Origin of the sequence: Winogradskyella endarachnes, assembly GCF_009741275.1 — a bacterium.
In the GTDB taxonomy this organism is placed as follows: Bacteria; Bacteroidota; Bacteroidia; order Flavobacteriales; family Flavobacteriaceae; genus Winogradskyella; species Winogradskyella endarachnes.
Map to the genome: position 1 here is coordinate 372625 of NZ_WOWS01000003.1, position 26262 is coordinate 398886.

General features: G+C 32.2%; 26 protein-coding genes. 11 read left to right on the forward strand and 15 right to left on the reverse strand.

What is annotated here, in order from left to right; genetic code table 11:
• The first annotated feature begins 40 nt into the window (after nt 1-40).
• The 5 genes from speB (at nt 41) to GN138_RS09965 (ending at nt 4599) form a co-directional block, all read left to right on the forward strand.
• Complete coding sequence (gene speB / locus GN138_RS09945; protein ID WP_157363650.1) at nt 41-982, forward strand: agmatinase; 942 nt, start codon at nt 41-43, stop codon at nt 980-982.
• On the forward strand, nt 972-1949 hold the full coding sequence (locus tag GN138_RS09950) for a deoxyhypusine synthase family protein (RefSeq protein WP_157363652.1): 978 nt from the start codon (nt 972-974) through the stop codon (nt 1947-1949). The genes speB and GN138_RS09950 overlap by 11 nt, the downstream gene beginning before the upstream one ends.
• A 2-nt stretch (nt 1950-1951) precedes the next feature.
• Entirely contained in the window at nt 1952-3481 is a 1530-nt protein-coding gene (locus GN138_RS09955; RefSeq protein ID WP_157363654.1) for a bifunctional GNAT family N-acetyltransferase/carbon-nitrogen hydrolase family protein, read from the forward strand.
• Between the two features lie 44 nt (nt 3482-3525).
• The gene (locus GN138_RS09960; RefSeq protein WP_157363656.1) at nt 3526-3852 is read left to right on the forward strand and encodes a hypothetical protein; all 327 of its coding nucleotides are present in this window, start codon (nt 3526-3528) and stop codon (nt 3850-3852) included.
• Nucleotides 3853-4221: 369 nt separating this feature from the next.
• Nucleotides 4222-4599 carry a hypothetical protein gene (locus tag GN138_RS09965; protein ID WP_157363658.1) on the forward strand — a complete coding sequence of 126 codons (378 nt, stop codon included), beginning with the start codon at nt 4222-4224 and terminating at the stop codon, nt 4597-4599.
• A 34-nt stretch (nt 4600-4633) separates the two neighbouring features.
• Here the strand turns inward: GN138_RS09965 and GN138_RS09970 are convergent, their stop codons facing one another.
• Genes GN138_RS09970 through GN138_RS09995 form a run of 6 tightly spaced genes read right to left on the reverse strand, consistent with a single transcriptional unit; the run spans nt 4634 to nt 11945 of the window.
• Nucleotides 4634-6046 carry a mannosyltransferase gene (locus GN138_RS09970; protein ID WP_317162733.1) on the reverse strand — a complete coding sequence of 471 codons (1413 nt, stop codon included), beginning with the start codon at nt 6044-6046 and terminating at the stop codon, nt 4634-4636.
• On the reverse strand, nt 6043-7476 hold the full coding sequence (locus GN138_RS09975) for a cellulose synthase family protein (protein WP_157363980.1): 1434 nt from the start codon (nt 7474-7476) through the stop codon (nt 6043-6045). Before GN138_RS09975 ends, GN138_RS09970 begins: the two co-directional genes overlap by 4 nt.
• Nucleotides 7477-7532: 56 nt before the next feature.
• Nucleotides 7533-8222, reverse strand: a complete 690-nt coding sequence (locus tag GN138_RS09980; protein WP_157363660.1) for a glycosyltransferase family 2 protein — start codon at nt 8220-8222, stop codon at nt 7533-7535.
• Complete coding sequence (locus tag GN138_RS09985) at nt 8222-9049, reverse strand: toxin-antitoxin system YwqK family antitoxin (RefSeq protein WP_157363662.1); 828 nt, start codon at nt 9047-9049, stop codon at nt 8222-8224. The genes GN138_RS09980 and GN138_RS09985 overlap by 1 nt, the downstream gene beginning before the upstream one ends.
• The gene (locus tag GN138_RS09990; protein WP_157363664.1) at nt 9049-10638 is read right to left on the reverse strand and encodes a 4Fe-4S binding protein; all 1590 of its coding nucleotides are present in this window, start codon (nt 10636-10638) and stop codon (nt 9049-9051) included. Before GN138_RS09990 ends, GN138_RS09985 begins: the two co-directional genes overlap by 1 nt.
• A gap of 2 nt (nt 10639-10640) precedes the next feature.
• Nucleotides 10641-11945 carry an NAD(P)/FAD-dependent oxidoreductase gene (locus GN138_RS09995; RefSeq protein ID WP_157363665.1) on the reverse strand — a complete coding sequence of 435 codons (1305 nt, stop codon included), beginning with the start codon at nt 11943-11945 and terminating at the stop codon, nt 10641-10643.
• A gap of 204 nt (nt 11946-12149) precedes the next feature.
• Here GN138_RS09995 and GN138_RS10000 point away from each other — a divergent pair, with 204 nt between their 5' ends.
• Genes GN138_RS10000 through GN138_RS10020 form a run of 5 tightly spaced genes read left to right on the forward strand, consistent with a single transcriptional unit; the run spans nt 12150 to nt 16802 of the window.
• Nucleotides 12150-12860, forward strand: a complete 711-nt coding sequence (locus GN138_RS10000) for a DUF547 domain-containing protein (RefSeq protein WP_157363667.1) — start codon at nt 12150-12152, stop codon at nt 12858-12860.
• Between the two features lie 31 nt (nt 12861-12891).
• Nucleotides 12892-13761 (forward strand): transporter family protein, encoded by an 870-nt coding sequence (locus GN138_RS10005; protein WP_157363669.1) that lies wholly within the window; start codon nt 12892-12894, stop codon nt 13759-13761.
• Between the two features lie 35 nt (nt 13762-13796).
• Entirely contained in the window at nt 13797-14810 is a 1014-nt protein-coding gene (locus GN138_RS10010; protein ID WP_157363671.1) for a glycoside hydrolase family 113, read from the forward strand.
• The gene (locus GN138_RS10015; RefSeq protein WP_157363673.1) at nt 14803-15543 is read left to right on the forward strand and encodes a hypothetical protein; all 741 of its coding nucleotides are present in this window, start codon (nt 14803-14805) and stop codon (nt 15541-15543) included. Before GN138_RS10010 ends, GN138_RS10015 begins: the two co-directional genes overlap by 8 nt.
• Complete coding sequence (locus tag GN138_RS10020; protein WP_157363675.1) at nt 15540-16802, forward strand: BamA/TamA family outer membrane protein; 1263 nt, start codon at nt 15540-15542, stop codon at nt 16800-16802. Before GN138_RS10015 ends, GN138_RS10020 begins: the two co-directional genes overlap by 4 nt.
• Here GN138_RS10020 and GN138_RS10025 read toward each other — a convergent pair.
• On the reverse strand, nt 16799-18331 hold the full coding sequence (locus tag GN138_RS10025; RefSeq protein ID WP_157363676.1) for a carboxypeptidase-like regulatory domain-containing protein: 1533 nt from the start codon (nt 18329-18331) through the stop codon (nt 16799-16801). The genes GN138_RS10020 and GN138_RS10025 overlap by 4 nt on opposite strands.
• A 155-nt stretch (nt 18332-18486) precedes the next feature.
• Here GN138_RS10025 and GN138_RS10030 point away from each other — a divergent pair, with 155 nt between their 5' ends.
• On the forward strand, nt 18487-19215 hold the full coding sequence (locus GN138_RS10030; RefSeq protein ID WP_157363679.1) for a metallophosphoesterase family protein: 729 nt from the start codon (nt 18487-18489) through the stop codon (nt 19213-19215).
• Nucleotides 19216-19217: 2 nt separating this feature from the next.
• Here GN138_RS10030 and GN138_RS10035 read toward each other — a convergent pair whose 3' ends face one another.
• The 8 genes from GN138_RS10035 to GN138_RS10070 all read right to left on the reverse strand — a co-directional run bounded on the left by GN138_RS10035 (nt 19218) and on the right by GN138_RS10070 (nt 26262).
• Nucleotides 19218-19919, reverse strand: coding sequence for a TIGR04283 family arsenosugar biosynthesis glycosyltransferase (locus GN138_RS10035; RefSeq protein WP_157363681.1), 702 nt, complete (start codon nt 19917-19919; stop codon nt 19218-19220).
• 33 nt (nt 19920-19952) lie between these two features.
• The gene (locus GN138_RS10040; RefSeq protein ID WP_197429339.1) at nt 19953-20825 is read right to left on the reverse strand and encodes a DUF547 domain-containing protein; all 873 of its coding nucleotides are present in this window, start codon (nt 20823-20825) and stop codon (nt 19953-19955) included.
• Between the two features lie 11 nt (nt 20826-20836).
• On the reverse strand, nt 20837-21739 hold the full coding sequence (locus tag GN138_RS10045) for a sterol desaturase family protein (protein WP_157363683.1): 903 nt from the start codon (nt 21737-21739) through the stop codon (nt 20837-20839).
• A gap of 380 nt (nt 21740-22119) precedes the next feature.
• Nucleotides 22120-22932, reverse strand: a complete 813-nt coding sequence (locus GN138_RS10050; protein WP_157363684.1) for a purine-nucleoside phosphorylase — start codon at nt 22930-22932, stop codon at nt 22120-22122.
• Nucleotides 22925-23554 carry a TIGR04282 family arsenosugar biosynthesis glycosyltransferase gene (locus GN138_RS10055; protein ID WP_157363686.1) on the reverse strand — a complete coding sequence of 210 codons (630 nt, stop codon included), beginning with the start codon at nt 23552-23554 and terminating at the stop codon, nt 22925-22927. The genes GN138_RS10050 and GN138_RS10055 overlap by 8 nt, the downstream gene beginning before the upstream one ends.
• Nucleotides 23547-24038, reverse strand: coding sequence for a rhodanese-like domain-containing protein (locus GN138_RS10060; protein ID WP_157363688.1), 492 nt, complete (start codon nt 24036-24038; stop codon nt 23547-23549). Before GN138_RS10060 ends, GN138_RS10055 begins: the two co-directional genes overlap by 8 nt.
• 30 nt (nt 24039-24068) lie before the next feature.
• On the reverse strand, nt 24069-24896 hold the full coding sequence (locus GN138_RS10065; protein WP_157363690.1) for a metallophosphoesterase family protein: 828 nt from the start codon (nt 24894-24896) through the stop codon (nt 24069-24071).
• A 25-nt stretch (nt 24897-24921) separates the two neighbouring features.
• Nucleotides 24922-26262 carry a sodium:solute symporter family transporter gene (locus GN138_RS10070; RefSeq protein WP_157363692.1) on the reverse strand — a complete coding sequence of 447 codons (1341 nt, stop codon included), beginning with the start codon at nt 26260-26262 and terminating at the stop codon, nt 24922-24924.

A 26262-nucleotide genomic window follows, 5' to 3' on the forward strand; every position in this document is an offset into this window, starting at 1 on the left:
GTTTAATAATAAAAGGTTCCCGTTTTCACGGGAAGTAAAGATGAAAACAAAAACTTACGCTGGCATACCAGAAGATTTAGCAAAATTAGAGACTGCTAAAATTGTATTGATTCCTGTACCTTACGATGGTACAAGCACATGGCAAAAAGGAGCTGATAAAGGTCCTGATGCTTTTTTAGATGCTTCTGAAAATATGGAGCTTTATGATATTGAAACGGACTCAGAAGTTTACCAACAAGGTGTATTTTTAGCAGATGCTGTTATAGAAAACGCGTCGCCAGAAGCTATGGTAGAAGCCGTGCACCAAGCTACCAAGAAGTATATTAAAAAGAATAAATTCGTAACTATTTTTGGTGGTGAACATTCTATTTCAATTGGCACTATTAGAGCCTTTAACGAAATGTTCTCGGATTTAACGGTTTTACATATTGATGCTCACGCAGATTTACGAGAAAGCTATGAAGGTTCTACCTGTAACCATGCTTGTGCTGTTTATGAAGCGAGCCAAACCACTAACTTAATTCAGGTTGGTATTCGCTCAATGGATAGCATTGAGAAAACCGTTATGGACGAAGAGAAAACATACTTTGCGCACGAGATGGCTGAAGATGATAGTTGGATGGATTCTGCCATAGACCAAATGACAGAGAACGTATTTATTACATTCGATTTAGATGCACTAGACCCTTCAATTATGCCAAGTACTGGCACACCAGAACCAGGTGGATTATTGTATTATGAAACTTTAGAGTTTTTAAAACAAGTGTTTGAAGAAAAGAATGTAGTTGGTTTTGATATCGTTGAATTATGCCCCAATGAAAATGAAAAATCATCTGACTTTTTAGCCGCAAAACTCTATTACAAAATGTTAAGTTACAAGTTTCAGAATGAAGATAGTGAAGATACTTTTGAAAGTAACTTCAACGATTCAAAAAACCAAGGACAAAAAAAATCTAAATTCCAATCAGAAGATGACTACTAATAAAGGCGAAATTTCAAAATTCATTGAAAAGTATTATTTACATTTTAATGCGGCTGCATTAGTTGATGCAGCAAAAGGCTACGAAGCGCAATTAAATAATGGTGCAAAGATGTTAGTGTCATTAGCTGGCGCTATGAGTACTGCAGAATTAGGAAAGATTTTTGCAGAAATGATTCGTAAAGATAAGGTGCAAATTGTGTCTTGTACAGGTGCCAATTTAGAGGAGGATATCATGAATTTGGTAGCACATTCACATTACAAACGTGTACCAAATTACAGAGATTTAACACCTCAAGACGAGTGGGATTTATTAGAAAAAGGCTTAAACCGAGTAACTGACACTTGTATTCCAGAAGAGGAAGCCTTTAGAAGAATACAAGAACATATTGTTGAAATTTGGAAAGAAGCTGAAGCTAAAGGTGAACGCTATTTGCCACACGAGTATATGTACAAATTATTGTTATCTGGTGTTTTAGAAGAGCATTATGAAATAGATTTAAAAGATTCTTGGATGTATGCTGCTGCTGAAAAAAACTTGCCTATAGTATGTCCTGGTTGGGAAGATAGTACCATGGGAAACATTTTTGCAAGCTACGTACTTAAAGGCGAGTTAAAAGCAAGCACTATGAAATCTGGTATAGAATACATGACGTTTTTAGCAGATTGGTACACAGAAAATTCTAAAGATGGTATTGGTTTCTTTCAGATTGGAGGCGGAATTGCAGGTGATTTCCCTATTTGTGTAGTGCCAATGTTATACCAAGATATGGAGCGAGTAGACACGCCATTTTGGAGTTATTTTTGTCAAATTAGTGATAGTACAACCAGTTATGGGTCGTATTCAGGTGCTGTGCCAAACGAAAAAATAACTTGGGGAAAACTAGATATTAATACACCAAAGTTCATCATAGAAAGTGATGCTACCATTGTTGCACCATTAATTTTTGCTTATCTCTTGGATATGTAATCATGGACAATCACAAGATTGATAACATTGAATTAAAGTTTCTAACGGTTGATGATTTTGAAGAATTAAAGTCAGCAACCTTAGAATCTTATGGAGGTGTTTTAGATTCCTACTGGAAAAAACATCATATAGAACGTTTAACTTCTATTTTTCCGCAAGGACAAGTGGTTATAAAAATTGATGGTAATATTGCAGGTTGTGCATTATCGCTTATTGTTGATTATGACAGTATAGATGATGAGCATACGTATGCAGATATTATAAAAGGAGATACGTTTAAAAAGCACGATGCCAATGGCGACGTACTTTACGGAATAGATGTATTTATTAAACCAGAATACAGAGGATTACGATTAGGAAGACGTTTATATGATTACAGAAAAGAAATCTGTGAAACCCTTAATTTAAAAGGAATTGTTTTTGGTGGGCGAATGCCAAATTACCATAAGCACAAGCAGTTTACACCAAAAGAATATATTGAAAAGGTAAAACGAAAGGAAATACACGATCCAGTTTTAAACTTTCAAATTTCTAACGATTTTCACCCTGTAAGGGTTTTAAAAGGCTATTTAGAAGGCGATACAGCATCAAATGAATATGCTGTTTTAATGGAATGGGATAATATTTATTATACCAAAAAAAGCAAAAGAGCTTCTGCAATAAAAACCATAGTAAGATTAGGTCTTATTCAATGGCAAATGCGTCCTTACAAAGATTTAGAGGCGTTGATGCAACAGGTAGAATATTTTGTAGATAGTGTGTCTGCTTATCGTTCAGATTTTGCTGTATTTCCTGAGTTTTTTAATGCACCCTTAATGGCAAAGTACAATCATTTGCACGAGCCACAAGCCATTAGAGAATTAGCGGGTTACACTAAGGTTATTGTTGAGAAAATGCAACAATTGTCTATTTCATATAACATAAATATTATTACAGGTAGTATGCCAGAATTGGTAGATGATGTATTGTTTAATGTTGGATATTTATGCAGAAGGGACGGGAGTTTAGAGCGCTATGAAAAAATCCATGTCACACCAGATGAAGCTAAAGTTTGGGGAATGCAACGCGGAAATGAGTTAAAAACGTTTGAAACTGATGCAGGTAAAATAGGTATTTTAATTTGTTATGATTCTGAATTTCCTGAGTTGTCACGGCTATTGGCAGATGAAGGCATGGACATTTTATTTGTACCATTCTTAACAGATACACAAAATGGATATTCTAGAGTTCGTCTGTGTGCGCAAGCAAGAGCGGTAGAAAATGAGTGTTATGTTGCCATAGCAGGTAGCGTTGGTAATTTGCCAAATGTAAATAATATGGATATTCAGTATGCACAATCAGCTGTGTTTACACCTTGCGATTTTTCGTTTCCTAGTAATGGTATAAAAGCAGAAGCTACTACCAACACAGAAATGATTTTAGTGGCGGATGTGGACCTCAGTCTTTTAAGAGAATTACATGCTTTTGGAGCTGTAAAAAATTTAAAAGATAGAAGAAAAGATGTTTATGATGTTGTACGAGTAAACAAATAAGTATTATATTTAAAAAAAATTAGCACTAGAAATTTTATTAGAAAATGAAACCGAAAGACGCACATTTAAAACGAGTTATCGTAGATTTTAAAAAATTAACACCAGAAATTTTAGCCCTCCTTGTGGAGAAATACCCAGATGGCTACGATGATATTAATGTGATTTCGTTTAAAAATGCAAAGAATGAAATTGTAGAAGCTGTTGAAGTTACAACTGAAGATACTAAGTATTTAGTAAAAGTAAGTACAAAGCTAGAGCAGACTATGGAGAATTATGATGTAGATGATTATGAAGATTTTGATAATGATGATCCAAACGCAGTTGTTGACCCAGAATTAGAACCTGGAGCAGAGGACGAAGATTTTGGATAAATCTTTGTTCTTCATTTTCAAATCATTTTTTAATTTGTTGCTCATTATAATGTTATAGAAAATGTAACGGTTGAAATAAGCAATATTCATTTTATAGCCTATTATTATGTATTACGTGTGCAATGCTAAATAAAACTTAATCTAAAAGTTAGTTAGACTAAAAAAAGAACTTCAACAACTATCGCTACAGTAATTATAGCCTTAAGGTTATATTCTAAAAGCATTTGGGCTTGAGGTAGCAAATTCCCAAAACCACAATTTATTAAGTTAAAGATGCAACAAGGATTGTAAAACCTTGGTCGTAATGATGCGTCTATATCTGAAATTTAAAACATAGGAATTTAAACAAGAATTTTAATTTTTAGTAACATGAAAAAAAAACAATTTATACTTGTATTTATATGCTCAATCATTGTCTTTAGTGCAAACGCATTTTTAGAAAAAAGAACTAAAATACAAGACAAACAAAAAGTGACGACGATAGCTACTTTTGACGGTTATGATGCCGAAGATGGTTATGCTTTTATTATTCAAGAAGACGAAGATGATGAGGAAAGTGAAGTAACGATGTTCTTTACAGAAATTTCGGAAGCAGCTTTAAAAGCTGTAAATCTTAAGTCTGATGAAATGATAGGGAAACGTTTTCAAATTACATATGAAATAACTGAATACGAAGAAGAAGACGATAACGGTTATATTGAAACTTTTGAGAGCTATAAAATATTAGAAGTAAAAAAGATGAAATAATGCAATTTTAGTAATTAAGTTATAAAATGGACTGCTAGTTAACTGGCAGTCTTTTTTTTAGTATAACTTCCCATGTAAATACGGCAAATACAATACTATACTCTAAGCCAATTACCCATAAATTTTCTGAAAATGTTGTGTTTGTGTAAGCCAAATAACTAAGTACAACTACCAAAGACCAAATCAATGGAAATTTATAATTGGTAAACACACATAAAATGACCAAAGTAGCAATATACCAAGGATGAACCGTTGTACTTAAAAATAAGTATAGCGTAAGAGTCAATAGCATTGAAGTTATCAGTTTTGGTAAATTGCTATTGTCTTTAAAGAATGAAAAGCCCAAAATGATAAGTATTGAAATAACTGGTAAAATCTTACCGATTATTGCAATTTCGTTATAACCTGTTATGGCATAGCCTATGGCTCTGGCGAGATAATAAATACTCGCATTAAACTCAAAATTTCCAAACCATAATCCAACAGTTTTTGAATAATTATTTACAAATTCCATGGAAAAAAATGGAATAAAAAGCAAAATTATAGAGGCAATAACTATGGAGTAAAAAGCAACTAATCGTAGTAAATTTAGGTTCTTGATTTTGTCTAAAAATGCTCTTGATTTACTGCGTTCTTGTGACCTTTTAAAATGGTTAAAAAACAAAGGTAACAACATCAGCGGAATTAATTTTACCGAAATAGAACAAGCCAAAACCACAGCTGCCCATTTCCAATTGCCAGAATGTAATAAATATAAAGACCAAACAAGGAAGAAAATCATAACACCTTCAAAATGAAGATTTCCTGTTAATTCTATAATTATGAATGGATTTAAAATGTACCAAAAGATTCTACGCGAAGGTAATTTTAAACGTTCTAAAAGCTTTTTTCCAAAGTATAAGGTACCAATGTCAGCAGCAATGATTATAAGTCTTAAACCGATAACTGAGCTCAAAATACTTTGCCCTGGAAATAAATTTGCCACTACAAAACAGAGTTGATTTATTGGAGGATAATTTGTAAAATGCGAAGCACTTAAACTTCCCATACCGTTATACAACTCTTGTGCAGATTTAATTTTTGTTCCAGCTTGATTTATAATGTAATCTGGTGTATATAAATACGGATTAAAGCCTTCTAAAGCCATACGTCCATCCCATATAAATCGATAAAAATCTTGAGATAAATTAGGAGTTGCAAATAGAAACAACAACCGAAATACAATAGAGAAAACAACTAATAATTTAAAACCTGTGCTGAGCGAAGTCGAAGTATTAAACCCTGTAGTCTTTATAATTTTAAAAGCAAATGCAAAAAGTGCAGTGTAAAGTAATATTAACTTAGTGGAATCTGAACGCACTAAATCATAGGCAAAGGCCACATAGAATAAACTACTTAAAACAGAAAATAGAAGAGGAATTTTGTGATATTTCCAGAGCGTAATCACACTTTGGAGGTCAGTGATTTAAAAAACACATAAGCAAAACCAATAAATAACATTAAGTGAAAAGGAAACAATCCAAAATCACCACCTTGGTCACCAACAATAAAAGCACTATACATTCCAAATGCGAAATAAACCATTAAGAATCCCTCAATAACAACATTAGGCGATACTTTTTTACGGAGGTATTTATTGTTTTTCCAGTTGTCTTTAAACTTCTTAATATTGAATTTAGGTGTACGTACAAATTCACTTTTCTTACCAATATGACCTTCAATAACGGCTATAGAATTATGAAGTGAAAAGCCCATAGCTATTGAAAAGAACGTAAAGAACATCCCAATATAACTAAAGAATTTTTTAAAGCCACTTCCATAAATGTTTTTGTACATAAACCAGTAGCACACAAAGAAAATCATGGTACTCATTACAAAGAAACTCATTATATAAAAATAGTTTCTTAAATGCGCATATTCATTTTTAATATACAACATTGGTATACTTAAAATAGCCACCGTAAAAATGCTTAAAAACATAGAGCTATTTAATAAATGAAGTAAACCATGAATCTTAGTTTTAGCAGAAATATTATTAGATTTTACAACACGCCAGAGCATTTTTCTAAAGTTTTCTGCACCACCTTTGTTCCAACGAAATTGTTGAGAACGCGCAGCACTAATTACAATAGGTAATTCTGCAGGGGTTTCAACATCTTCTAAATATTTAAATTCCCAATTTTTTAGTTGTGCTCTGTAACTTAAATCTAAGTCTTCTGTAAGTGTATCGCCTTCCCAATTACCAGCATCTAGAATACATGCTTTACGCCAAACACCAGCAGTGCCGTTAAAATTAATAAAATGGCCTTTACTATTTCTACCTACTTGTTCTAAAGTAAAATGCGCATCTAAAGCAAAAGCTTGAATTTTTGTTAGTAAAGAATAGTTTCTGTTAATGTGTCCCCAACGTGTTTGTACAACACCAATTTTTTTGTTTTTAAAATAAGGCACAGTACGTTTTAGCCAATTGGGTTGTGGTAAAAAATCAGCATCAAAAATGGCAATAAATTCGCCTTTTGCAATTTCTAAACCTTCTTTTAGTGCACCAGCTTTAAAACCACTTCGGTCTGTTCGGGTAATATGTTTTATATCTAAACCTGTTTTGGCTAATTGCTCAATATGTGCTTTAGTGGTAGAAACCGTTTCATCTGTAGAATCATCTAAAACCTGAATTTCTAACTTGTCTTTTGGGTATTCTAGAAGCGCAATGTTGTCTAACAACCGTTCCATTACATACATCTCGTTATAAACAGGAAGTTGTATGGTAACCATTGGTATTTCTTCATCATTAGAAAAATCAAAGGTGTCGCTATCGTCTCTTTTCTTTTTTGAAGAGAGGTAATTATAGAGTAAATTTAATTGCGCCAAAGCGTACATAAAAATGAGTACAATGGCAATTGTGTAAATTACAATTATGGTATATTGAATGTATATCACTTAAAACTATATTTAAAAATCCACGTTAAGATTTTTACGCCTGCAAAGATAGCACCTTTTATCGTTCCTGAAACTTTTGAGACACCAATTCTATTTCTATAATTAACAGGTATTTCTCTGTAAGTTAATTTTTGCTTTAAAACTTTTAGTTGCATTTCTACCGTCCATCCATAAGTTTTGTCTTCCATGTTTAACCCTAAAAGCTTGTTATATTTTATGGCTCTAAAAGGGCCTAAATCTGTAAATGTAGAATTGAATATTAACTTCATTAAACTGGTAGCTAGCCAATTGCCAAAAATTTGAGGTTTGGTCATAGAACCTTCTTCTCTTAATTTTTTAACTCTTGCTCCTATTACAAAATCAACGTTTTCTTCAATAATAGGTTGAGTTATTTTGGTTAATTCTTCAGGATAATCACTGTAATCTCCATCTAAAAAAACTACAATATCAGGTTTGTTTTTTTGTTGAGAAATATAGTTCATGCCTTTTAAGCAGGCAAAACCGTATCCTTTTTGGTTTTCAACTAAAACAGTTGCTCCAGCATTTTTTGCATTTATCTCTGTATTATCGGTAGAGTTGTTACTAACAACAATAATTTCATCTACTAGGTTGGGAATAGCTTTTATAACCAGAGGAATAGACGCTTCTTCGTTATACGCAGGAATTATAACTTTTATATTGGACATTATTTTAAATCTGATAGTTTATTGTCTCTTTTAAATGATTTTAAGTCTGTCCATTCTTTAAGTTTTTTTCCTTTAGAATATTTTGAAGCCGCTATTAATTCTTCATTTTTATACATGAGACAATATCCATTTTTTTTATTGTTAGTTAATTGACATTTGTGATTAATTTTTTCATTTTCATCGTAAAATAACCACCAACTATCTTTCTTGCCATTCACAAAATGACCTTCTGAGGTTTTAAAGCCATTTTCGCTGTAAAATTGCCAATAGCTAGTGAGTTTTCCTAACTTATAGTCACCAACTTTTTCAATTTGTCCATTTTTATAAAAAAATCGCCAATACCCTGTTTGTTTTCCATTTAAATATCGACCTTCATTGGCTAGTTTTCCATTGTTGAAATAGGTTTTCCAGTAGGAGGTTTTTTCATCGTCTTTATAATGTCCCTTTTCTTTTAATCTTCCGTTTGGGAAATAAAATTTCCAATATTTAGATCGTTTGCCATTATTATAATGGCCTTCTTCTAAAAGTCTATTGTTATAAAATGTTTTCCAATGGTTTATTTTAAGTCCGTCTTTAAAATAACCATAAGCCTCAATGTTTCCGTTTTTATCATAAAAACTCCAAAACCCATTCTCTTTTTCATTGAGAAAAGCACCATGTTTTTTTAATTGGCCATTGGTGTGATAAAAATACCAATAGTCAATTTTTAGATTGTTTTGAAGCCAACCTTTGGAACTAATTTTACCGTTATCATAGGTATTTTTAATGTAGTTTTTTTGACCAAATGCCAAGGATGAAAAAAATAATAAAAATAGAAAAACGCGCATTATTTCTGATTTACTAAATCCATTAAATCAACATCGTTACCTAATAAAATTTCTGTTGGGTTAATTCTTCCTTTCATGCTATCATTCTCTAGTTTAAGAACACCTCTTGGGCAAACCGCTGAACAAATACCGCAGCCTACACAGCTAGACCGTACAATGTTTTCACCTTTTTGGGCATATGCACGTACGTCTATCCCCATCTCGCAACTGTTAGAACAGTTACCACAAGAAATACATTGTCCGCCATTTGTTGTAATTCTAAATTTAGAAAACAAACGTTGTTGAAATCCAAGTATTGCTGCCATTGGGCATCCAAAACGACACCATGATCTATTACCTAAAATAGGGTAGAACCCAGTACCAATAACACCAGAAAAAATTGAACCAATATATAAGCCATAAGCAGACCTTAAAGCGCCAGCTTTTATATAAAAAATATGTTCTGTTGTACCTGTAAAGTGCATAATAAGCAGTAACGCAATCACAGCGGAAAAGCCAATAGCACCATATTTAGCATCTTTACCAAGTTCTTGTCTTTTAAAAAACATAACGGCAACAAAAACCAAAGTTAAAAAGCCAATAACTAAACTAATAAAAACACCTCGTGTTAGCCAAAAATCATTTTTGTCGTAACCTAGATAAGTATATATCATTGCGGTTGTCATCACTACAGAAAATACTAAAACGGTATGTATTAACCATCGTTCTAATTTCCAAGCAGACATTTTTTTAGATGATAACTGTCTAAATGAATCACCTGCTGTTTCTGCTAATCCACCACAACCACAAACCCAAGAACAATACCAACGCTTTCCGTATTTGTACGTAAGGATTGGTGTAATTACAAATATGGATATAATACCAAACAGTAGTAATGCCAATCCAATATTTCCGTTAGAAAGAAAACCATTAACAGACCATTCATCAAAAATATAATAGTTAAGTGGCCAAATACTTTTAAGGTCGTAATACGGTAAATCGTTATTCATAACGTACATGAATTCTGGAATCAAAAATGCAAAGCCTAGCTGAAAAAACATTACAGAAACAGTACGCAATTGCTGGTAGCGATTATGTCTGTATTTTAGAATAAATTTATAACCAAATGCTAGTATAGCAACTGTATATAAAGTGCCATAAACAAACCATTGACTTGCATTTCTACCACTTAATAATTGACTTAGAGGGTCAAATAAACCTATTAAGCCTGTATTAGCTTCACCATCTGAACCTAAACCTAAATACTTTGGAAAGAAATAAAGGACAATATAAAAGGTAGTTAGTATTACACCAACAATCCAACCCCAAACACCACGTGAAGAAATGGATTTAAACCAAACGCCATCGTTTTTTATACCTTCTAATTTAGTGAGGTAGGCTTCTCTAGCATATATAATTGTACCAACTGTAATTAAACCTAATGAAAGGGATAAGAAAACGGCTTTGTTAGGGAAATTAGTATTAAACAAGGCTAAAACTAAAATGAATAAACCTATAACTCCAACAGCTAAGGCTACTTTTTGTTTGTTTGATATGTTTAAAGCATCAGGTTTAGCCAATGACATACTGTGGTTTAATTTATTGCTCATGTTTATGCAGTTTGTAATTGGTTGTTGTATGCTTTTAATATTTCGTTTTCAAATTTTGAATAGAATTCTGGATCAAAATTGGCTTCAGGTAAATGATTTATAACGTAATCAACATCTTTTTTTTCTGTTAACCAGGTATCAAAAGTTTCATGGCGCATTCGTATTCCAAAGGTGTTAATGCCTAAAAACTCTTTAGTGTCTTTGTGGTAAGCTACGGTTATGCATTTAGTGTCATCATTATGTTTCCAATGAAAGTGTTTTTCGTATTCTGGTCGACCACGTTCTCCAAATACCCAACCGTATGTTTGATATTCAATGTCTAAAAATTTTGCTGAGTTAAACCAATGCCCTGGTTTGTATTCTATTTTATTGCCACAAATGGTTTGTGCTAAAGTTTCGCCCATCATTCTACCTGTATACCAAACGGCTTCTATAGGTCTGCGGTTGCCAATGGCTTCATGTTGCTCGGCACAATCTCCTATAGCATAAACATCTTTTACGTTAGTTTCTAAAAAACGATTCACTTTTACACCTCGTCCTAATTCAATTTCAGAATCTTTTAAGAAATCAATATTTGGTGTTACTCCAGCCGTTAATCCAACCACATTACATGGAATTTCTTCTCCTGTTTCTTCAATAATAACGGACTTAACGTTTCCATTTTCGTCCGATTTAATTTCTTTTAAATTTGTAGAAAGCCTTAAATCTATATGATGATTTTTTATGTGCCTGTTAATCATTCCGCTTTCGCCTTCAGGTAAAACACCATTCCAAAAACTATCTTCTCTTACTAAAAAAGTTACAGGTATACTTCTAGAGTTCAACATTTCTGCTAATTCAATTCCTATTAAACCACCACCAACAATTACAGCGCGTTTACAGACCTCTTTATTGGGTGCATGTTTTTCAAGATTTTCTAAATCTTGCTTATGATACATGCCCATTACGCCTTCTAAATCTTGTCCTGGCCAACCAAATTTGTTAGGTTTACTTCCGGTTGCAATAATCAATTTATCATATTGCATGGTGTCTCCTTCCGCAAAATATAGTGTTTTAGACTTCGTTTCTACCGTTTTTACGTAGCCTTTTTTAAGTTCAATTCTGTTCTTTTTCCAAAACCAGTTTTCGTAAGGTTGCGTGTGTTCAAACTTCATGTGTCCCATGTACACATACATTAATGCTGTACGTGAAAAGAAATAATCTGTTTCAGCAGAGATAATTGTAATCTTCTTGTCAGATAGTTTTCGGATATGTCTGGCTAATGTAACGCCAGAAATTCCGTTGCCTATAATAACGATGTGCTCCATGGTTTTTTATGTTAGTTAAGAGGTCTGTCGGAGTTAAAGGTAAGAACTTAAGAAATGCTTATTATTTAGAAAGAATTTAAATAGGGAAACTTTTGTAAGGTTTTAGGTTTTAAGAATCTGTTATTATTTTTTTAACATGGTGTAAGTGTTAATATTTCTATGCGACCTAGAGACTATTAAATTTAAAATTAACACTAAAACATTATGAAAGTATACCATTTTTTAATCGCACTATTATTCACTTTTAGTGTTAGTGCACAAGACTTAAATTCATTTTTTACAGAGACTAATTCTTTTTTAAATAAGCATGTTTCTAAAGGAAAAGTTGATTATGCAAATATACATAAGGACCAATCTGAAATAGATGAACTTTTAAAAATTGCAAGTGGTATTACAGTTAAAGTTTCAGATGCCAATAATTATAAAGCCTTTTGGATTAATGCCTATAATATTTCTGTAATCAAAGGCATCATAGATAACTACCCAACTAAATCGCCTTTAGATAATGCTGGTTTTTTTGATAAAACAACCTATAGTTTAGGAGGTAAGACCATTACATTAAATGATATAGAACATAAGTTACTAAGAGGTAATTTTAAGGATGCGCGTTTTCATTTTGTATTGGTTTGTGGAGCCTTGGGTTGTCCGCCTTTAATTAGTGAAGCTTACATGCCAAATACTTTAGAGGCACAATTAGATAAACAAACAAAAGTGGCTTTAAATGGTAGTTTTCTAAAGGTTAATACCAAGAAGAAAAAGGTAGAAGCTTCTGAAATTATGAAATGGTACAAAGAAGATTTTACCATGGATGGCATAACTGAAATAGAGTTTATAAATAAGTATAGAACAGAAAAAATTCCAGAGAATTTTAAGCTCACTTATTTTACCTACAACTGGAATTTAAACAAACAATAATTAAATAATAATCAACTTTAAAAAAAAAGCAATGAAAAAAATTAGTTTAGCAATCCTAGCAATGGTGGTTACATTTCTAGGATTTTCTCAAGAAGATGAAAAGGTACAGAAAAGTGTAATACAAGAATATACACCTTCAAAATTATTAGATAAAGGCCAATGGGATATAAAGTGGTTTAATAATTTATATACCCAAACCGAAAGTACATTTAATGATGGCAAAGAGCCGAGAGAAACCTTTTTTACATCTACTTTAGATGTGTTTACTGGTGTTTCTGAGAGTAGTAATTTTAATGTTGGATTGCTTTTAGAATTTAGATCTAATGTCATTGCTGATAGAGATGCGTTAGACGTATTTTCTTTTGATGGCGAAACAGGTACAGCGCGTTCTGGTTTTACATCATTTGCACCTGCTATAAAATTTAATCCATTTAAAAATGTGTCAAACTTTACAGTACAGACTGCTTTTCATATTCCTTTAGTTGATAATGAATCTGAGGATGGTGTGTTTTTGGATCAGAAAGGTTTTATTTTTCAGAATAGATTTTTCTACGATTATACGTTTCCAAGTGGTGATTGGCAAATTTTTACTGAGCTAAACACAGAATATAATTTTGGTAAAAAAGAAGATAGTTTCGCAAACAACAGTCTTAACTTAACACCAGGTGTTTTTCTAAGTTATTTTCCAAGTGATAAGTTTACGGTTTTGGTTTTGGCACAACATTCTCAGCGTATAGATACAGGTAATGATTTTGAGCAAGATTTTACAGCCTTAGGTGGTGGATTTAAATATCAACTCACTAAAGTGTTAAATATAGAAACGCTTTATACCAATTTTGTAAGAGGCAATAATACTGGTTTAGGTGAAACATTTAATATAGGATTAAGGGCATTGTTTTAAGATTTCTATAAATTAGGCTTTCTAAAATAGTTTATATGCATAATTTTAAATGTCTCTTTTCTTTAGTTTTAGTAGTAGTTTTATCGGCTTGTAGTGGGCAAGAAGATAAAATTAATGGCGTTAGCTTTGTGGCTTCTAGAGATGTAATTGATGCGTCTCATGTTAACCCAATAGTAGAAGTTAATGCCAATTTTGCCGCAGTAATGCCATTTGGGTTTATAAAAAACTTAGACCATCCAGACATTAAACATAATACAGATAGACAATGGTTTGGTGAGACAAAACCTGGCGCAAAACAGTATATAGAGGAGCTTCGAAAAAAGGATATTAAAGTAATGATTAAGCCTCAAATATGGGTTTGGCGAGGTGAATTTACAGGCCTTATTAAAATGTCTTCAGAAGAAAATTGGAAAGTCTTAGAAGCCTCATATTCTAATTTTATCTTAGAATACGTTAAACTGGCAAAAGAGGTCAATGCAGAAATTTTTTGTATTGGTACGGAGTTAGAACTGTTTGTGAAGCACAGGCCACAATACTGGACAGACCTTATTACTGAAATAAAAACTATATATTCTGGTAAACTTACCTATGCAGCTAATTGGGACGAGTTTAAACATACGCCATTTTGGGGGCAGTTAGATTATATAGGTATTGATGCCTATTTCCCAGTAAGTGATTCAAAAACGCCAACTTTAGAAGAATGTTTAGAAGGTTGGAAAGCACATAAGCCAATTGTTTCAAAATTGTCAGAGACATATAGCAAGCCTATTTTATTTACAGAATATGGTTATAGAAGTGTAGATTTTGCAGGAAGAAAGCCATGGCTTTCAGATAGAGATATGACAGCGGTAAATCTAGAGGCACAAGTCAATACTACTAAAGCTTTATTTGAAACCTTTTGGAAAGAACCTTGGTTTGCAGGAGGCTTTATTTGGAAATGGTTTCATAAACACAATGAGGTTGGTGGTAAAAATAATTCAAGATTTACACCACAAAATAAACCTGCAGAGGAGGTGTTAAGAACCTATTATAAAAAAGAAGATGAATAAATTTAAGTATTTTTTATTAGCAATAGTATTGTCTGCTTGTACTAGTGATGATACAGCTGATTTAATTGAAAATTCTAATACGTTAACAGGTTACTTACAAAATAGAAGCGTTGAAAATGGAGCTGTTATTGCATGTGCAGGGAACACTGAGGATGATACGTTTAATGTTGAAATTTTCTTTTATCCAGAAGAAAATGCTACTAACTTTAGATTATATGAAACGAGTTCTCCTGATGTTGATTCTAATGAATTTTTAAACTACAATCGAGTGTTGTTAGATGATATACCTGTTTTTAATGGATATTTACGAAAATTTACAGGTAACTTTATCTCAGAGCGATGGTTTATTGTTTCTTTTGAAATAGATGAAGAAATAAAAATATCTAACCCAATTAGAATAAAAAATATTTCGCAATCTACTTTGTACACAGATGACATTAGTATTAACCAACAAGAATCACAGATGCCGCTTTTTAATTGGAATGTAACATCAGAAATGAATAATGCTATATTTTTTCAGGTATTATCCACAACTAATAATGATTTAATTTCTGGAACCTATACTTTTGAAAATCAATTTCAATATTACGATACTTCTAATGTTGTTTTAAACATTACCAACGGAACACCTCCAGATTTAACTTTAGGAGAGGATTACAAAATGACCATTATGGATGTGAGTGTTGATAATTGGATAAATGAAATATTTGTATCTCAATTTACAGTAGAATGAATCGTATAATTACGCTGTTATTACTAAGTTTTTGCTGTTCTAGTTTTTCTCAGAATATAGTTGCTGACCTTAAAATTCAAGGAAATAAAAAGCTAAAATCTTCATTAGTAAAGAAAATTTCTAACATTAAGTCTGGTGTTGCATTAGATTCGTCAGTGATAGAAGAAGATATTAGGCTATTAAAACTGTTACCTTCTGTTGCACATGCGTATTATCAAGTTTTTCCTACTGAGGTTTCTTCGAAATTTAATGTGTATTATAATGTTGAAGAGAATTTTACCATAATCCCTTCAGCAAATATTTATACAACCAATGATGATGAATTTGCATATAGATTAGGTCTGTATGAGTTTAATCTCTTTGGGCAGAACATGATTTTTGGAGGCTTTTACCAGAAAGATATTTATAGTTCTTATGCCGTGAATTTTAGAGCACAAAATTTGTTTAGTAGGTCTTTAGGTTTGGCTATGAATTATCAAAATTTAACAACACGAGAACCTGTTTTTTTTAATAGAAGAACTGCAGATTATAAATATAACAATGAGTCTTTTGAAGTTTTAGGACTCTACCAGATAAACTTCTCTAACCGAATAGAATTTGGTGTCAATTACTTCACAGAAGATTATCAATACAAATCAGGAGCTACAGACCCAAATGTACCACAAGCTTTGGTGGTAAGAAAAATGCTCTATAAATTAATCTATGATTATAATGCGCTTAATTATGACTATCAGTCTGTGGATGGTTTTAGAAGTTTACTTAATTTTCAATATGTACATGCTAGAGATGATTCGCAACTACCTGGTTTTTTAATTGGTTGGAATGATTTTTTATACTACAAACGCTTTGGTAAGAATGGCAATTGGGCAAACCGAGTAAGATTAGGGTTAGCTACCAATAATAAAACGCCTTTTGCGCCTTTTTCGGTAGATAATAATGTAAACCTTAGAGGTGTTGGTAATACTATAGATAGAGGTACAGCAGCTATTGTTGTCAATTCAGAATACCGTTATACCCTATACGAAAAAAATTGGTTTGTGCTTCAGGGGAATGCCTTTGTAGATGCAGGTACATGGCGAAATCCAGGAGGGAATTTTAGTGATTTTTCAGATTCTAAAAACCTACGTGTTTATCCTGGTTTGGGCTTACGTTTTATTCATAAAAAAATATACAATGCCATATTTAGAATAGATTATGGTATTGGTGTAACACCAAATGCAACACAAGGGTTAGTTTTTGGTATTGGACAGTATTTTTAGTCTTGTGCGTCTATTGCTTTAAATGCTTTTATAGCTTGGTTGGGCTCAATGATGTTGTAGCCTTTCCAAAAATCAGGATTATATTGACTGAGTTTGGTTGGTGAAACAAGAGTCTTTTCTTTAAAATTTTTATAATCGAGTTCAGTTAAGGCATCAGTTTCAAAAACTACGAGTTCAGTTTTTTCAATGTTTCTAATTATAAAGTGAATATCTGCTTTTAGTTCATTTTGTTTACGTCTGCCTTTTACATTTTTGTTTTTTTCTACAATTTTTATAGGTCGTTTAATGCCTGTTTTTTCTCCAAAAGTTTCATCTCTATATTTTAGTGTATATTTTTCGTTATCGTTTTTCTGAAAAATAATAGTACCTTCTTTTAAGTACTTATTCATGGAAATGCCTAGTATAGAAAACTTACTTAAAGGCTTAATGTTTTTATAATCTACGCGGACTACAGCAAAATCCTCGGTGTTAACATACATAGTGCCAAAATAATCTTCGCTTCGTTTGGGTTTAAAATTTATTTCATAAACAAACATGTCATCCATATAGGCATAATCTGATACTTCAAACTCATAACGATTAGATTTATGAATAAAGTTGAGGTCATTGTCTTCATCTATAAAATTATTGTTTTCAAAATTGTGTATCATCATTTTTTTCCAATTCAAAAATCCTAATTTTTGTAAAGAATCCTTTTTCTTCTGGGCTTCAACCATAGCATCTGTAACCACTTTTTCTTTCTCCTTCTTATCTCCAAACAAAGACGAGTCAATTTCTTCTTTAGCACCAAACCATCCCGATTTTATCTTAAAGTAAGAATCGCGTTTTATGTATTTTCTAAAAATGGCATTAAAACGCTCCTCATAATTATTAAAATTAATATCAGCCGATTCATCATAGAGCTGGCAAGCTTTAAAAATTTCCATTTTCTGATATTTTTGAGGCTCTATTTTACCGTAAAGTTCCCCTAAAATTTCAGTGTGGTCTGCAATGTTTTTTGGCATAATATCAATTAAGCTGTCTACCAGTTGTTGATTAAATTCTGGTATTGTTGATTTTTCTAATTGTACATTATGCTTGTCTATTTTGGTATAATATGATGTTCTATAAAAGAGTTTACGCTTGGCGTAGTCATAATCGTAGTTAGTAGAAAGACCGTCTTTAATTTTGTCTAGAATCTCATCAATAGTGTAGGTTTTGTTAGTAACTAAAACTTCAGATAAATCTATAGATTTTGATTGTAGGAAGATGATAGAATTGTCATAGTTAATAAGAGGAATGCGTTTTTCTTCATAACCCAAACAGTTAATGATTAAAGAATCACTTGCTTTTATATTTCGTTTAATAGTGATGTTAAATTCGCCATTATCATTACTGATAACTCCAGATTTGGAGTTAAACTGAATTGTTGCAAAAAGAATGGGTTGCTCAGTTTTAGAATCTAATAATTTTGAAGAAAAGGTTTGCTGTCCGTAAGATTGCGATATAGTAAATAATACAAGCGCAATGATGATTTGATTGATTTTCATTGTATTGATAACTGATTGGTGTTCAGCCAAAGTAGAAGAATCAAATAATTCTGAAACTCAATTTATAATTTTGTTAAGTAACATTTTACTTAAGTTTAACATCTTTAAGAAAAATTAACGGTTAATTGTAACATAATTTTTTAAACTAAATCCAAATGCGAACATTAGCCTTAGGAGATATTCATGGAGGCTTAAAAGCTTTAATTCAACTTTTAGAAAGAGCGAAAGTAACACCAGATGACACATTAATATTTCTTGGCGATTATGTAGATGGCTGGAGTGAGTCTTCTCATGTTATTCAATATTTAATAGAACTTTCTAAAGTTAATAATTGTGTATTTATAAAAGGAAACCATGATGTTTGGTGCGAGCAATGGTTGGCTTCAGAATTTATAGATGATATTTGGTATAACCACGGTGGAAAAGGAACTTTGGGGAGTTATGCACATTTTACTAAAGAAGAAAAATTAGAGCATCTCAATTTTTTTGAGTCCATGCCTTTGTATCATATTGATGCGGAAAAACGTCTTTTTGTACATGCAGGTTTTACTTCTGTTCATGGTGTTGAGAAGCAATTTGATGTTAGAGGATTTTATTTTGATAGAACACTTTGGGAAATGGCAATTACTATGGATACCAGAATTAAGAAAGATTCAACCTTATATCCAAATAGACTTAAACACTATAAAGAAATTTACATTGGTCATACACCAACAATTAGATTTCATAAATACCAACCTATGCAAGCTGTAAACGTTTGGAATATAGATACAGGTGCTGCATTTACAGGTAAGCTTTCGGCAATAGATATAGATACAAAACAAGTGTTTCAGAGCGATACTTTAATGCATTTGTACCCAAATGAAATGGGAAGAAACAAATAAGTCTAGGCAATGTTTTTTTTGTAGTAAGCCAACATCTCATCAGCAGAAGCGCCAAACCAGTTTTTAATATGAATAGTCCAAAAATGAATTTGTAATTTCCATACACCAACTTTTTTGTATAACCTAGCTGATGTGGTAATCTTTTTATTTATAACAGTGAACTCATTACGTTTATATAATTCGTTTATTAAGATGTTGTCTTCGTAAATAACATAACTTTCATTGTAACCACCAATATCTTTAAATAGTGAAGAGGTAACAAATAGGCTTTGGTCTCCGCCTCTACATACTTTAAAATTAAACTGAGTTAACCAGCTAGCTAGCTGTAACCACCAATGGTTACTATCAAACTGCATTCTAAAACAACCGGCTTTATTTCCATTGTTCACTTCATTAATAATCAGTTGGTCAAAATCTTTTGGTGGAAAAGAATCCGCATGAAGAAAGTATAAAATACAGCCTTTAGCATGTGTTGCACCCAAATTCATTTGTTTGGCTCTGCCTTTTTCAGAATCAATTAATAGAGTTTGAATTTCTTTAGAAGTTTTAGAATTTGAAACAATTTCCTGAGTTCCATCTGTACTTCCACCATCAACAATAATTATTTCTGAAATATTTGAAGCTAATGTATTTTGATTAATATGGTGTAATAATTTACCAATAGTATCAGCTTCATTTAAAACAGGTATAATTATACTTATCATCTTGTACTTATGAAAAATGTTTTAAGTGAATTTTTAATCATTCAAATTCCAATTGTAATCTTTAAAGCTTTTTTTAGCTAAACTTGAAATGTTAACAACAGAATATTGATTTAAAAAATCGATTAAACTTCCGTTTTGTTCAAAATCCTTTTTAAACCATTTAAAGATTTTCGATAACTTAAGGTTGTTTTGTGAGATGTCGTTTTTAGTTGAATCTGTTAAAAATTCTTTAGTAGCATATGTGAGTTGTTCTTCTAAATTTGAAGCAGTAAAAGCTTCGTTCTGTAATTTAGGACAAGAGATTGATGCACAAACTATTGCAAAATGAATGCGAGGTTCGTTCATTTTACGTAAAATCTTATGTTCAATATCATTAAGGTTTTGCCATTTTTCGCCAAATTGCCATAGCCTTTGGTCCCATGGGTCATTAATGTCTTTGATGCTTTTTACAGGATAATTTCTAAGAATTAAATCTACAGTTAAGGCATTGTAAGCGTTAATCCAATAGGCTAATTTTTCTTCTTTTGTCCAACTGTCTTCAGGTAGTGTTTCGCTGAGGTAATCGATATAGACATCAAACTCAGATTCGTTTTTTATGCCTTTATAATCAACATTGCCAGATTCAGATACATGCTTTTGTAATATTGTATTCCATCGGTTATGCATTATATCTTTATAATTAGATAAGGGTTTCGGTGGTTTTGGTGGTAGTGGAATTAATTCTTCTTGAGAGACTTTAACCGTTTCATTTTGAGATTCAGGTTCTTCAATAATTGTAATAGATTCTGCTTTTTTAGTTTCGGTAATTACCGTTTCAGACGAATTATTTTCTGTTTTAATTGTCTGCTTTTTTGTAGCACAAGACATTATAAATAGTGATGCAATTAAAACAAAAAGGTATTTCATTGGTAGAAGTTTTAAATATCAGATTCTCTTTTTTTTGAGAATGCAGGATACAATTCCTGACTAATAAAATCTTTAGGAAATTCTTCATCACCTTCAAAACCTAATTCAATATCTCTACCATCGTGTGGTATGTAATCGGTTTTAAAAATGTAATCCCAAAGACTTAATGTTAGTCCAAAATTAACACCATACCTTACGTCTTTTGGCAATTCTTTTACATGATGCCAAATATGCATTTTAGGATTGTTAAAAATGTATTTTAAAAACCCATAGTCCCAACCCAAATTAGCATGGTTTAAATGCCCAACAGCAATGCTAAAAAAATAAACAATAGCCACATCTTGCGCATCAAAACCACCAATAATAGCAAGAGGAATATATAAAATAGATTTGTACATTACTGGTTCCATCCAATGGTAACGTAAGTGCGCAGCAAAGCCCATTTCCTTTACAGAGTGATGTACTTTGTGGAAATTCCAAAGCCATTCAAAACGATGTAAAAGGCGATGGGTATTCCATTGTACAAAATCAGACACTATAAAAAAGATAAATAAGCCTAACCACTTTGGTAAATCATCTACATCAAACAACTGAAAGCTAGAAACCGATAAGCCAATTAAGCCTAAAATATCATTAAACAATTCTGAAACCGTGTTTGATAAGGCAATAAAGACAATTAAATTCAAAATAAAAAAATTGAAAAACATGTAGAAGGTATCTAACCAAAAATCCTTTCTAAAAATAGCTTGACCTTTGCGCCAAGGAAAAGCAATTTCTAATAGCCAAACAGCTATTGAAATTAAAATAAGACCATAGAAAAAGTTATCCCAATGATTAATGTCTATGAGTTCATATTTTAAATAATTCCAGTAATCGGAATAGGATTTTGTGAATATGTCTAGGTATTTTTCCATGTAACTTCCTGCGAAAGCAGGAATCTTTTTTCTATTTCTGTTTATTCATTTTAGACCTGCAAGGTTTTTAAAACCTGCTAGGTTGGGTCATATTATTTCTTTTGTTCATTTTGTCTTGATACAAAACGAACCAAAAAATCAGATTGAAATGAGGAATTTTTTATTCCTTTATTGGAATAAAAACCAAAAAATAAATCTAAATATTTTCCAAGGCTTCAAAAATTCTTAACGATTAAATTTTTATATTCCGCATTTCAATGCTCAATGCTTAGGCATTGATTTAAGACATGATTTTCTACTTTTTTATTTAATATTAGCTGCTGATTAGTTATTTACCAACAACCAACAACCAACAACCAACAACCAACAACCAACAACCACTATAGTGTCTTTATCAATTCTTTAAACAACGTAATCATATTTGGCTCTGCTTTTCCTGCCATGGCAATAATTTCTGCAATATCAACAGGTTTAAGATTGTCTGGGTCGCATTCATCTGTTAAAACGGAAACCGCAGCAGCTTTTAAATTTAAATGATTAGCAACAATAATTTCTGGTACAGTACTCATACCAACAGCATCTGCGCCAATGGTTTTTAGCATTCTGTATTCTGCTCTAGTTTCTAATTGCGGACCAACAACACTCGCATAAACACCTTTGTGTAAGGTGATGTTTTGGGCTTTTGCAATACTTTCAAATTTTGAATTGATATCTGTATCATAAGGTGCACTCATATCTGTAAAACGCTCGCCTAATTCTGAAACACCTTTAAACGCTAAAGGCGAACCACCTTGTAAGTTTAAATGGTCGTCAATTAGCATTAATTCGCCTTTTTTGAAATCTAAATTTACAGCACCTGCAGCATTAGAAACTAACAAGGTTTTAATGCCTAATTTTTCCATAATTCTTACCGGAAACGTTACATCTTGCAAGGTATAACCTTCATAAACATGAAAACGGCCTTGCATTACCACAACTTTTTTGCCTTCTAGAATACCATAAATAAGTTTGCCTTTATGAAATTCTACAGTTGCTGTCGGAAAATTAGGAATGTGGTTGTAACTGGCTTCTGCAATAATTTCAATTTCATTAATTAATTGCCCTAAACCTGTACCAAGAATAATACCTATTTCAGGGTTTTCAAAGCCTTTGTTTTGTAAATATTCTGTGCTTTCTGTTATAAATTTAATCATTGAGTTGTTGTATTTTTTCTTGAAGTTTTAAGTTAGATTTATAAAAATCTGAAGCAATTAAATCTTCATATGTATCAATATCGTTTAAAGTGTCTAAGGTACTAACTGAAACGTTATTATTGTGTAACTCTTGTAACGTTTTTGTTAATAAATTGGGCTGACTCCAAGGCTTATTTGTAAAAATAGTTGCTTCAAGTTGAGACATACCTACCAAATAATAACCACCATCTTCTGCTGGTCCAAAAACAACATCGCTAGTATCTAAAGCGTCTATGCCTTTAGAAATATGAGAGGCATTAATGTCTGGTAAATCAGAACCAATTAATACAATTTTTTTATAACCAGCCTCAAAGCCTTCTTTAAAAGCGTTCATCATTCGTTCGCCTAAATCCGTTCCGTGTTGTACGGTTTTAAAATCGGTTGGCCATTGCTCATCAACCACAGCAGTAGAAAAATAAATACGTTTATCAAAGTCTAAGACTTGTGTTGCATTTTCTGTGATTTTAACCAATTCGGTATAGACTTTAAAAGCGCCAAAATCGCCAATAGTTTTTGCAAGTCTTGTTTTTACAGTTCCTAGTTTTATGTTTTTTACAAACACAATTACAAGTGCATCAGTCATATATTTTATTTCCTTTTGTAAGCCATTTACTCCATTCTTTAGAAAATGCGTGAACATCATCTGTTTCGCCTTCTGCATTGTAAATTGTGAAGTCGTTATTTTTCCATTCAAAAATACCACCAAATAAATTAAAAACATTGGTATAGCCAGCCTTTTTGAGCTGTTCTGCAATGTCTTCTGAACGAATACCAAGCGAACAATATACTACAATGGTTGCCGATTTATCTGGAAGTAATTCCGTAGTTGTTTCTAAATTAAACTCATCATAACCAACACAAACCGCATCCTCTAAATGACTTACATTAAATTCTGAAAGTTCTCTAGCATCTAACAAAATTGCCTCTGTTTTGGGCATTGCCAATTCGTCAACTGAGATATAAGGAACACTTTCTTCGTTATACTTTTTAAGTAGTTTTTTTATGCTACTTTGACTATGTCCTGCAATGCCTAAAAGTAGAAATGATAGTAAAATAAAATTTTTCATAAGGGTTTAGTATAATTTGTTTGCCCAACCTTACAGTAGAATTGGTTTTCCTTGTAATTGTTTTTCTGTTTCTGGTAATATTTCCATGTTATCCCAAATACCAGAGACTATAGTTTTTGCATAAGATTCGGGTAATAGTCCGTTTAACATCAGTTGATTTGTAAGCGTGTAATTATAATCTAATTTACGGACATTTATTGTAGTTGGTTGTTCAGTAGCGTCTAGAATAGCATACCAAACGTTAGGATTTCCGTCGTTTGCTGGCATGCCAATAACACCAGGATTTATCCAATGTTTATCATTGTGTTTATGTTGAAACGGTAATCCACAATGACCAGCAATTATGATATCACTTTGTGTAGCTTCAAAATTTTTAGCTTTTATGGACCAATCTGTTGATTTAAATATAAATTCTGAAACATTAAAATACGATCCATGAACAACGGTCACGTTTTGATTCCCAATTGTGAAATTAATATGGTCTGGTAGCGTTTCAAGATAATTTAAAGAATCCTTTGATAGTTTACTTTTAGCATAAGGATACCATTGTTGCGAAAAATTATCGCAACGTGAGCCTGCTCTAAAATCGCAACCACAATCGTCTTCATCATCGCGCAGTTGTATTTCAACATTGCCAACAATGCTTTTGGCTTCCCAGTTTTTAAACGTTTGAAGGGTTTCTTCTGGCTGCGCACAATACCCAATAATATCGCCTGTACAAATACAGTGTTCTGGTGGAATACCTTCCGCTTCTGCCACAGCAATAAGTGCTTTAAGCGCTTGAAGATTGCTGTAAACACCACCAAAGAGTAATACTTTACCAGTTAAATGTCCTATGTCTGTTATTTTTTTATCCATAACATTTTCCACGAAAGTGGAAATCTCATTTTTTTGATTTCAACCATTTCGGAATGAAATATAAAATATTACAACTTAAAATGCCCCAAATATTTACCCAAAGCAAATCCGCATATTTTCCTTCAGTAAAAATTAAAGCTTCAGGAAATACATTAAAGACCAATAAGAATCCAAACACTAATCCTGTAATAACACTCAAATAAAAACTGATTTTTGGGACTTTCATTTTCCAGAACAGAAAAATAGGTGTTAAGCCAATAACCATGGTGCCAGAAATGGTTGTTGCGGATAAAATTTCGGCATTTAAAAATATGGGTAAGGTGCCTAAAATGGCAATTGTTGCCATGGAAGCACGTCCTAATGTAAGGTCTTTTACCATGCCTAAATCGATAACCAGTAATTTAGAAAATGACGAAAATGTTGAGTCTAAAGTTGAAGCTGCAGAGGTTATCATTATAAAATTAATAACTAAAAGAATAATAACACCAAAGGCTTTACCAACTTGCACAGCTGCTTGACCTGTAAAGCCTTGCGTTTGCGCATAAACACCAATAATACTAAATAAAATAATACAAATAGCACCTAATAAACTTGCCCACAAAAAGCTTTTGCGCGTTACTTTTGGCGAACTTATAAACGCTCTATCCGTTAAAACTGGGTCGTGAAACGGATAACTAAACGACTGAATTAGGGCTGCGAAAAATAGATTTAAACCCAGCTCAAAACTCCATGTACTTGAGGATGTAACATCGCTAACGCTAAAGGATTCTACTGAGAAGATTTTCCAAAGTATGACTAGTAATAAAATACCAAACAAAACCATTTGAATAACATCTGTAAAAATAGAACTACTTAAGCCGCCTTTAATTGCGTAGGCTAAAGTTAGAGCGGTAAAAACAACAATAGCCCAATAATAATTGGTGCTTCCAATGTCTCCGAAATAGCTACCAATAACCATGGTGTTACTCCAGACTTCATTAAATAACCGAATAGCAATTAAAATTGAAAATAAAGCCATGGCGCCTTTGCCGAATTTGCTGGTTAAGAATTCATGGATACTTTTAAAACCACCAACCGTTCTAATTTTATAAATTAATATACCTGCAACAGCAAAAGATAAATAGTAACCAGCATAAGCTACACCACCAACAATACCAAAACTTAAGCCTAAATTGGCAGCATTGGTAATACTTTTGGCAAAAATCCAAGAAATAATGAGGCTACCAGTAAGCACCAAAGCATTTGGCGCTTTCTTTTTATGAACTGCCTTAAAAAATTGGTCTGTAGTTTTAGCTAATGGCGAAAGCGCAAAGAGCAAAACACTCGATGTAACTATTAAAAGCCATTGCCAGTCAATTATTTCCAT

Coding starts and splice junctions, on each gene's coding strand:
- GN138_RS10065 (WP_157363690.1), bottom strand. CDS start 24,896: ATGGATAAAAAAATAACAGACATAGGACATTTAACTGGTAAAGTATTA.
- GN138_RS09975 (WP_157363980.1), bottom strand. CDS start 7,476: ATGTACGCTTTGGCGCAATTAAATTTACTCTATAATTACCTCTCTTCA.
- GN138_RS09980 (WP_157363660.1), bottom strand. CDS start 8,222: ATGTCCAATATAAAAGTTATAATTCCTGCGTATAACGAAGAAGCGTCT.
- GN138_RS10035 (WP_157363681.1), bottom strand. CDS start 19,919: ATGATAAGTATAATTATACCTGTTTTAAATGAAGCTGATACTATTGGT.
- GN138_RS10000 (WP_157363667.1), top strand. CDS start 12,150: ATGAAAGTATACCATTTTTTAATCGCACTATTATTCACTTTTAGTGTT.
- GN138_RS10015 (WP_157363673.1), top strand. CDS start 14,803: ATGAATAAATTTAAGTATTTTTTATTAGCAATAGTATTGTCTGCTTGT.
- GN138_RS10050 (WP_157363684.1), bottom strand. CDS start 22,932: ATGATTAAATTTATAACAGAAAGCACAGAATATTTACAAAACAAAGGC.
- GN138_RS10025 (WP_157363676.1), bottom strand. CDS start 18,331: ATGAAAATCAATCAAATCATCATTGCGCTTGTATTATTTACTATATCG.
- GN138_RS09995 (WP_157363665.1), bottom strand. CDS start 11,945: ATGGAGCACATCGTTATTATAGGCAACGGAATTTCTGGCGTTACATTA.
- GN138_RS09950 (WP_157363652.1), top strand. CDS start 972: ATGACTACTAATAAAGGCGAAATTTCAAAATTCATTGAAAAGTATTAT.
- GN138_RS10060 (WP_157363688.1), bottom strand. CDS start 24,038: ATGAAAAATTTTATTTTACTATCATTTCTACTTTTAGGCATTGCAGGA.
- GN138_RS09985 (WP_157363662.1), bottom strand. CDS start 9,049: ATGCGCGTTTTTCTATTTTTATTATTTTTTTCATCCTTGGCATTTGGT.
- GN138_RS09955 (WP_157363654.1), top strand. CDS start 1,952: ATGGACAATCACAAGATTGATAACATTGAATTAAAGTTTCTAACGGTT.
- GN138_RS10055 (WP_157363686.1), bottom strand. CDS start 23,554: ATGACTGATGCACTTGTAATTGTGTTTGTAAAAAACATAAAACTAGGA.
- GN138_RS10045 (WP_157363683.1), bottom strand. CDS start 21,739: ATGGAAAAATACCTAGACATATTCACAAAATCCTATTCCGATTACTGG.
- GN138_RS09960 (WP_157363656.1), top strand. CDS start 3,526: ATGAAACCGAAAGACGCACATTTAAAACGAGTTATCGTAGATTTTAAA.
- GN138_RS10020 (WP_157363675.1), top strand. CDS start 15,540: ATGAATCGTATAATTACGCTGTTATTACTAAGTTTTTGCTGTTCTAGT.
- GN138_RS10010 (WP_157363671.1), top strand. CDS start 13,797: ATGCATAATTTTAAATGTCTCTTTTCTTTAGTTTTAGTAGTAGTTTTA.
- GN138_RS10005 (WP_157363669.1), top strand. CDS start 12,892: ATGAAAAAAATTAGTTTAGCAATCCTAGCAATGGTGGTTACATTTCTA.
- speB (WP_157363650.1), top strand. CDS start 41: ATGAAAACAAAAACTTACGCTGGCATACCAGAAGATTTAGCAAAATTA.
- GN138_RS09990 (WP_157363664.1), bottom strand. CDS start 10,638: ATGAGCAATAAATTAAACCACAGTATGTCATTGGCTAAACCTGATGCT.
- GN138_RS10030 (WP_157363679.1), top strand. CDS start 18,487: ATGCGAACATTAGCCTTAGGAGATATTCATGGAGGCTTAAAAGCTTTA.
- GN138_RS09965 (WP_157363658.1), top strand. CDS start 4,222: ATGAAAAAAAAACAATTTATACTTGTATTTATATGCTCAATCATTGTC.
- GN138_RS10040 (WP_197429339.1), bottom strand. CDS start 20,825: ATGAAATACCTTTTTGTTTTAATTGCATCACTATTTATAATGTCTTGT.
- GN138_RS10070 (WP_157363692.1), bottom strand. CDS start 26,262: ATGGAAATAATTGACTGGCAATGGCTTTTAATAGTTACATCGAGTGTT.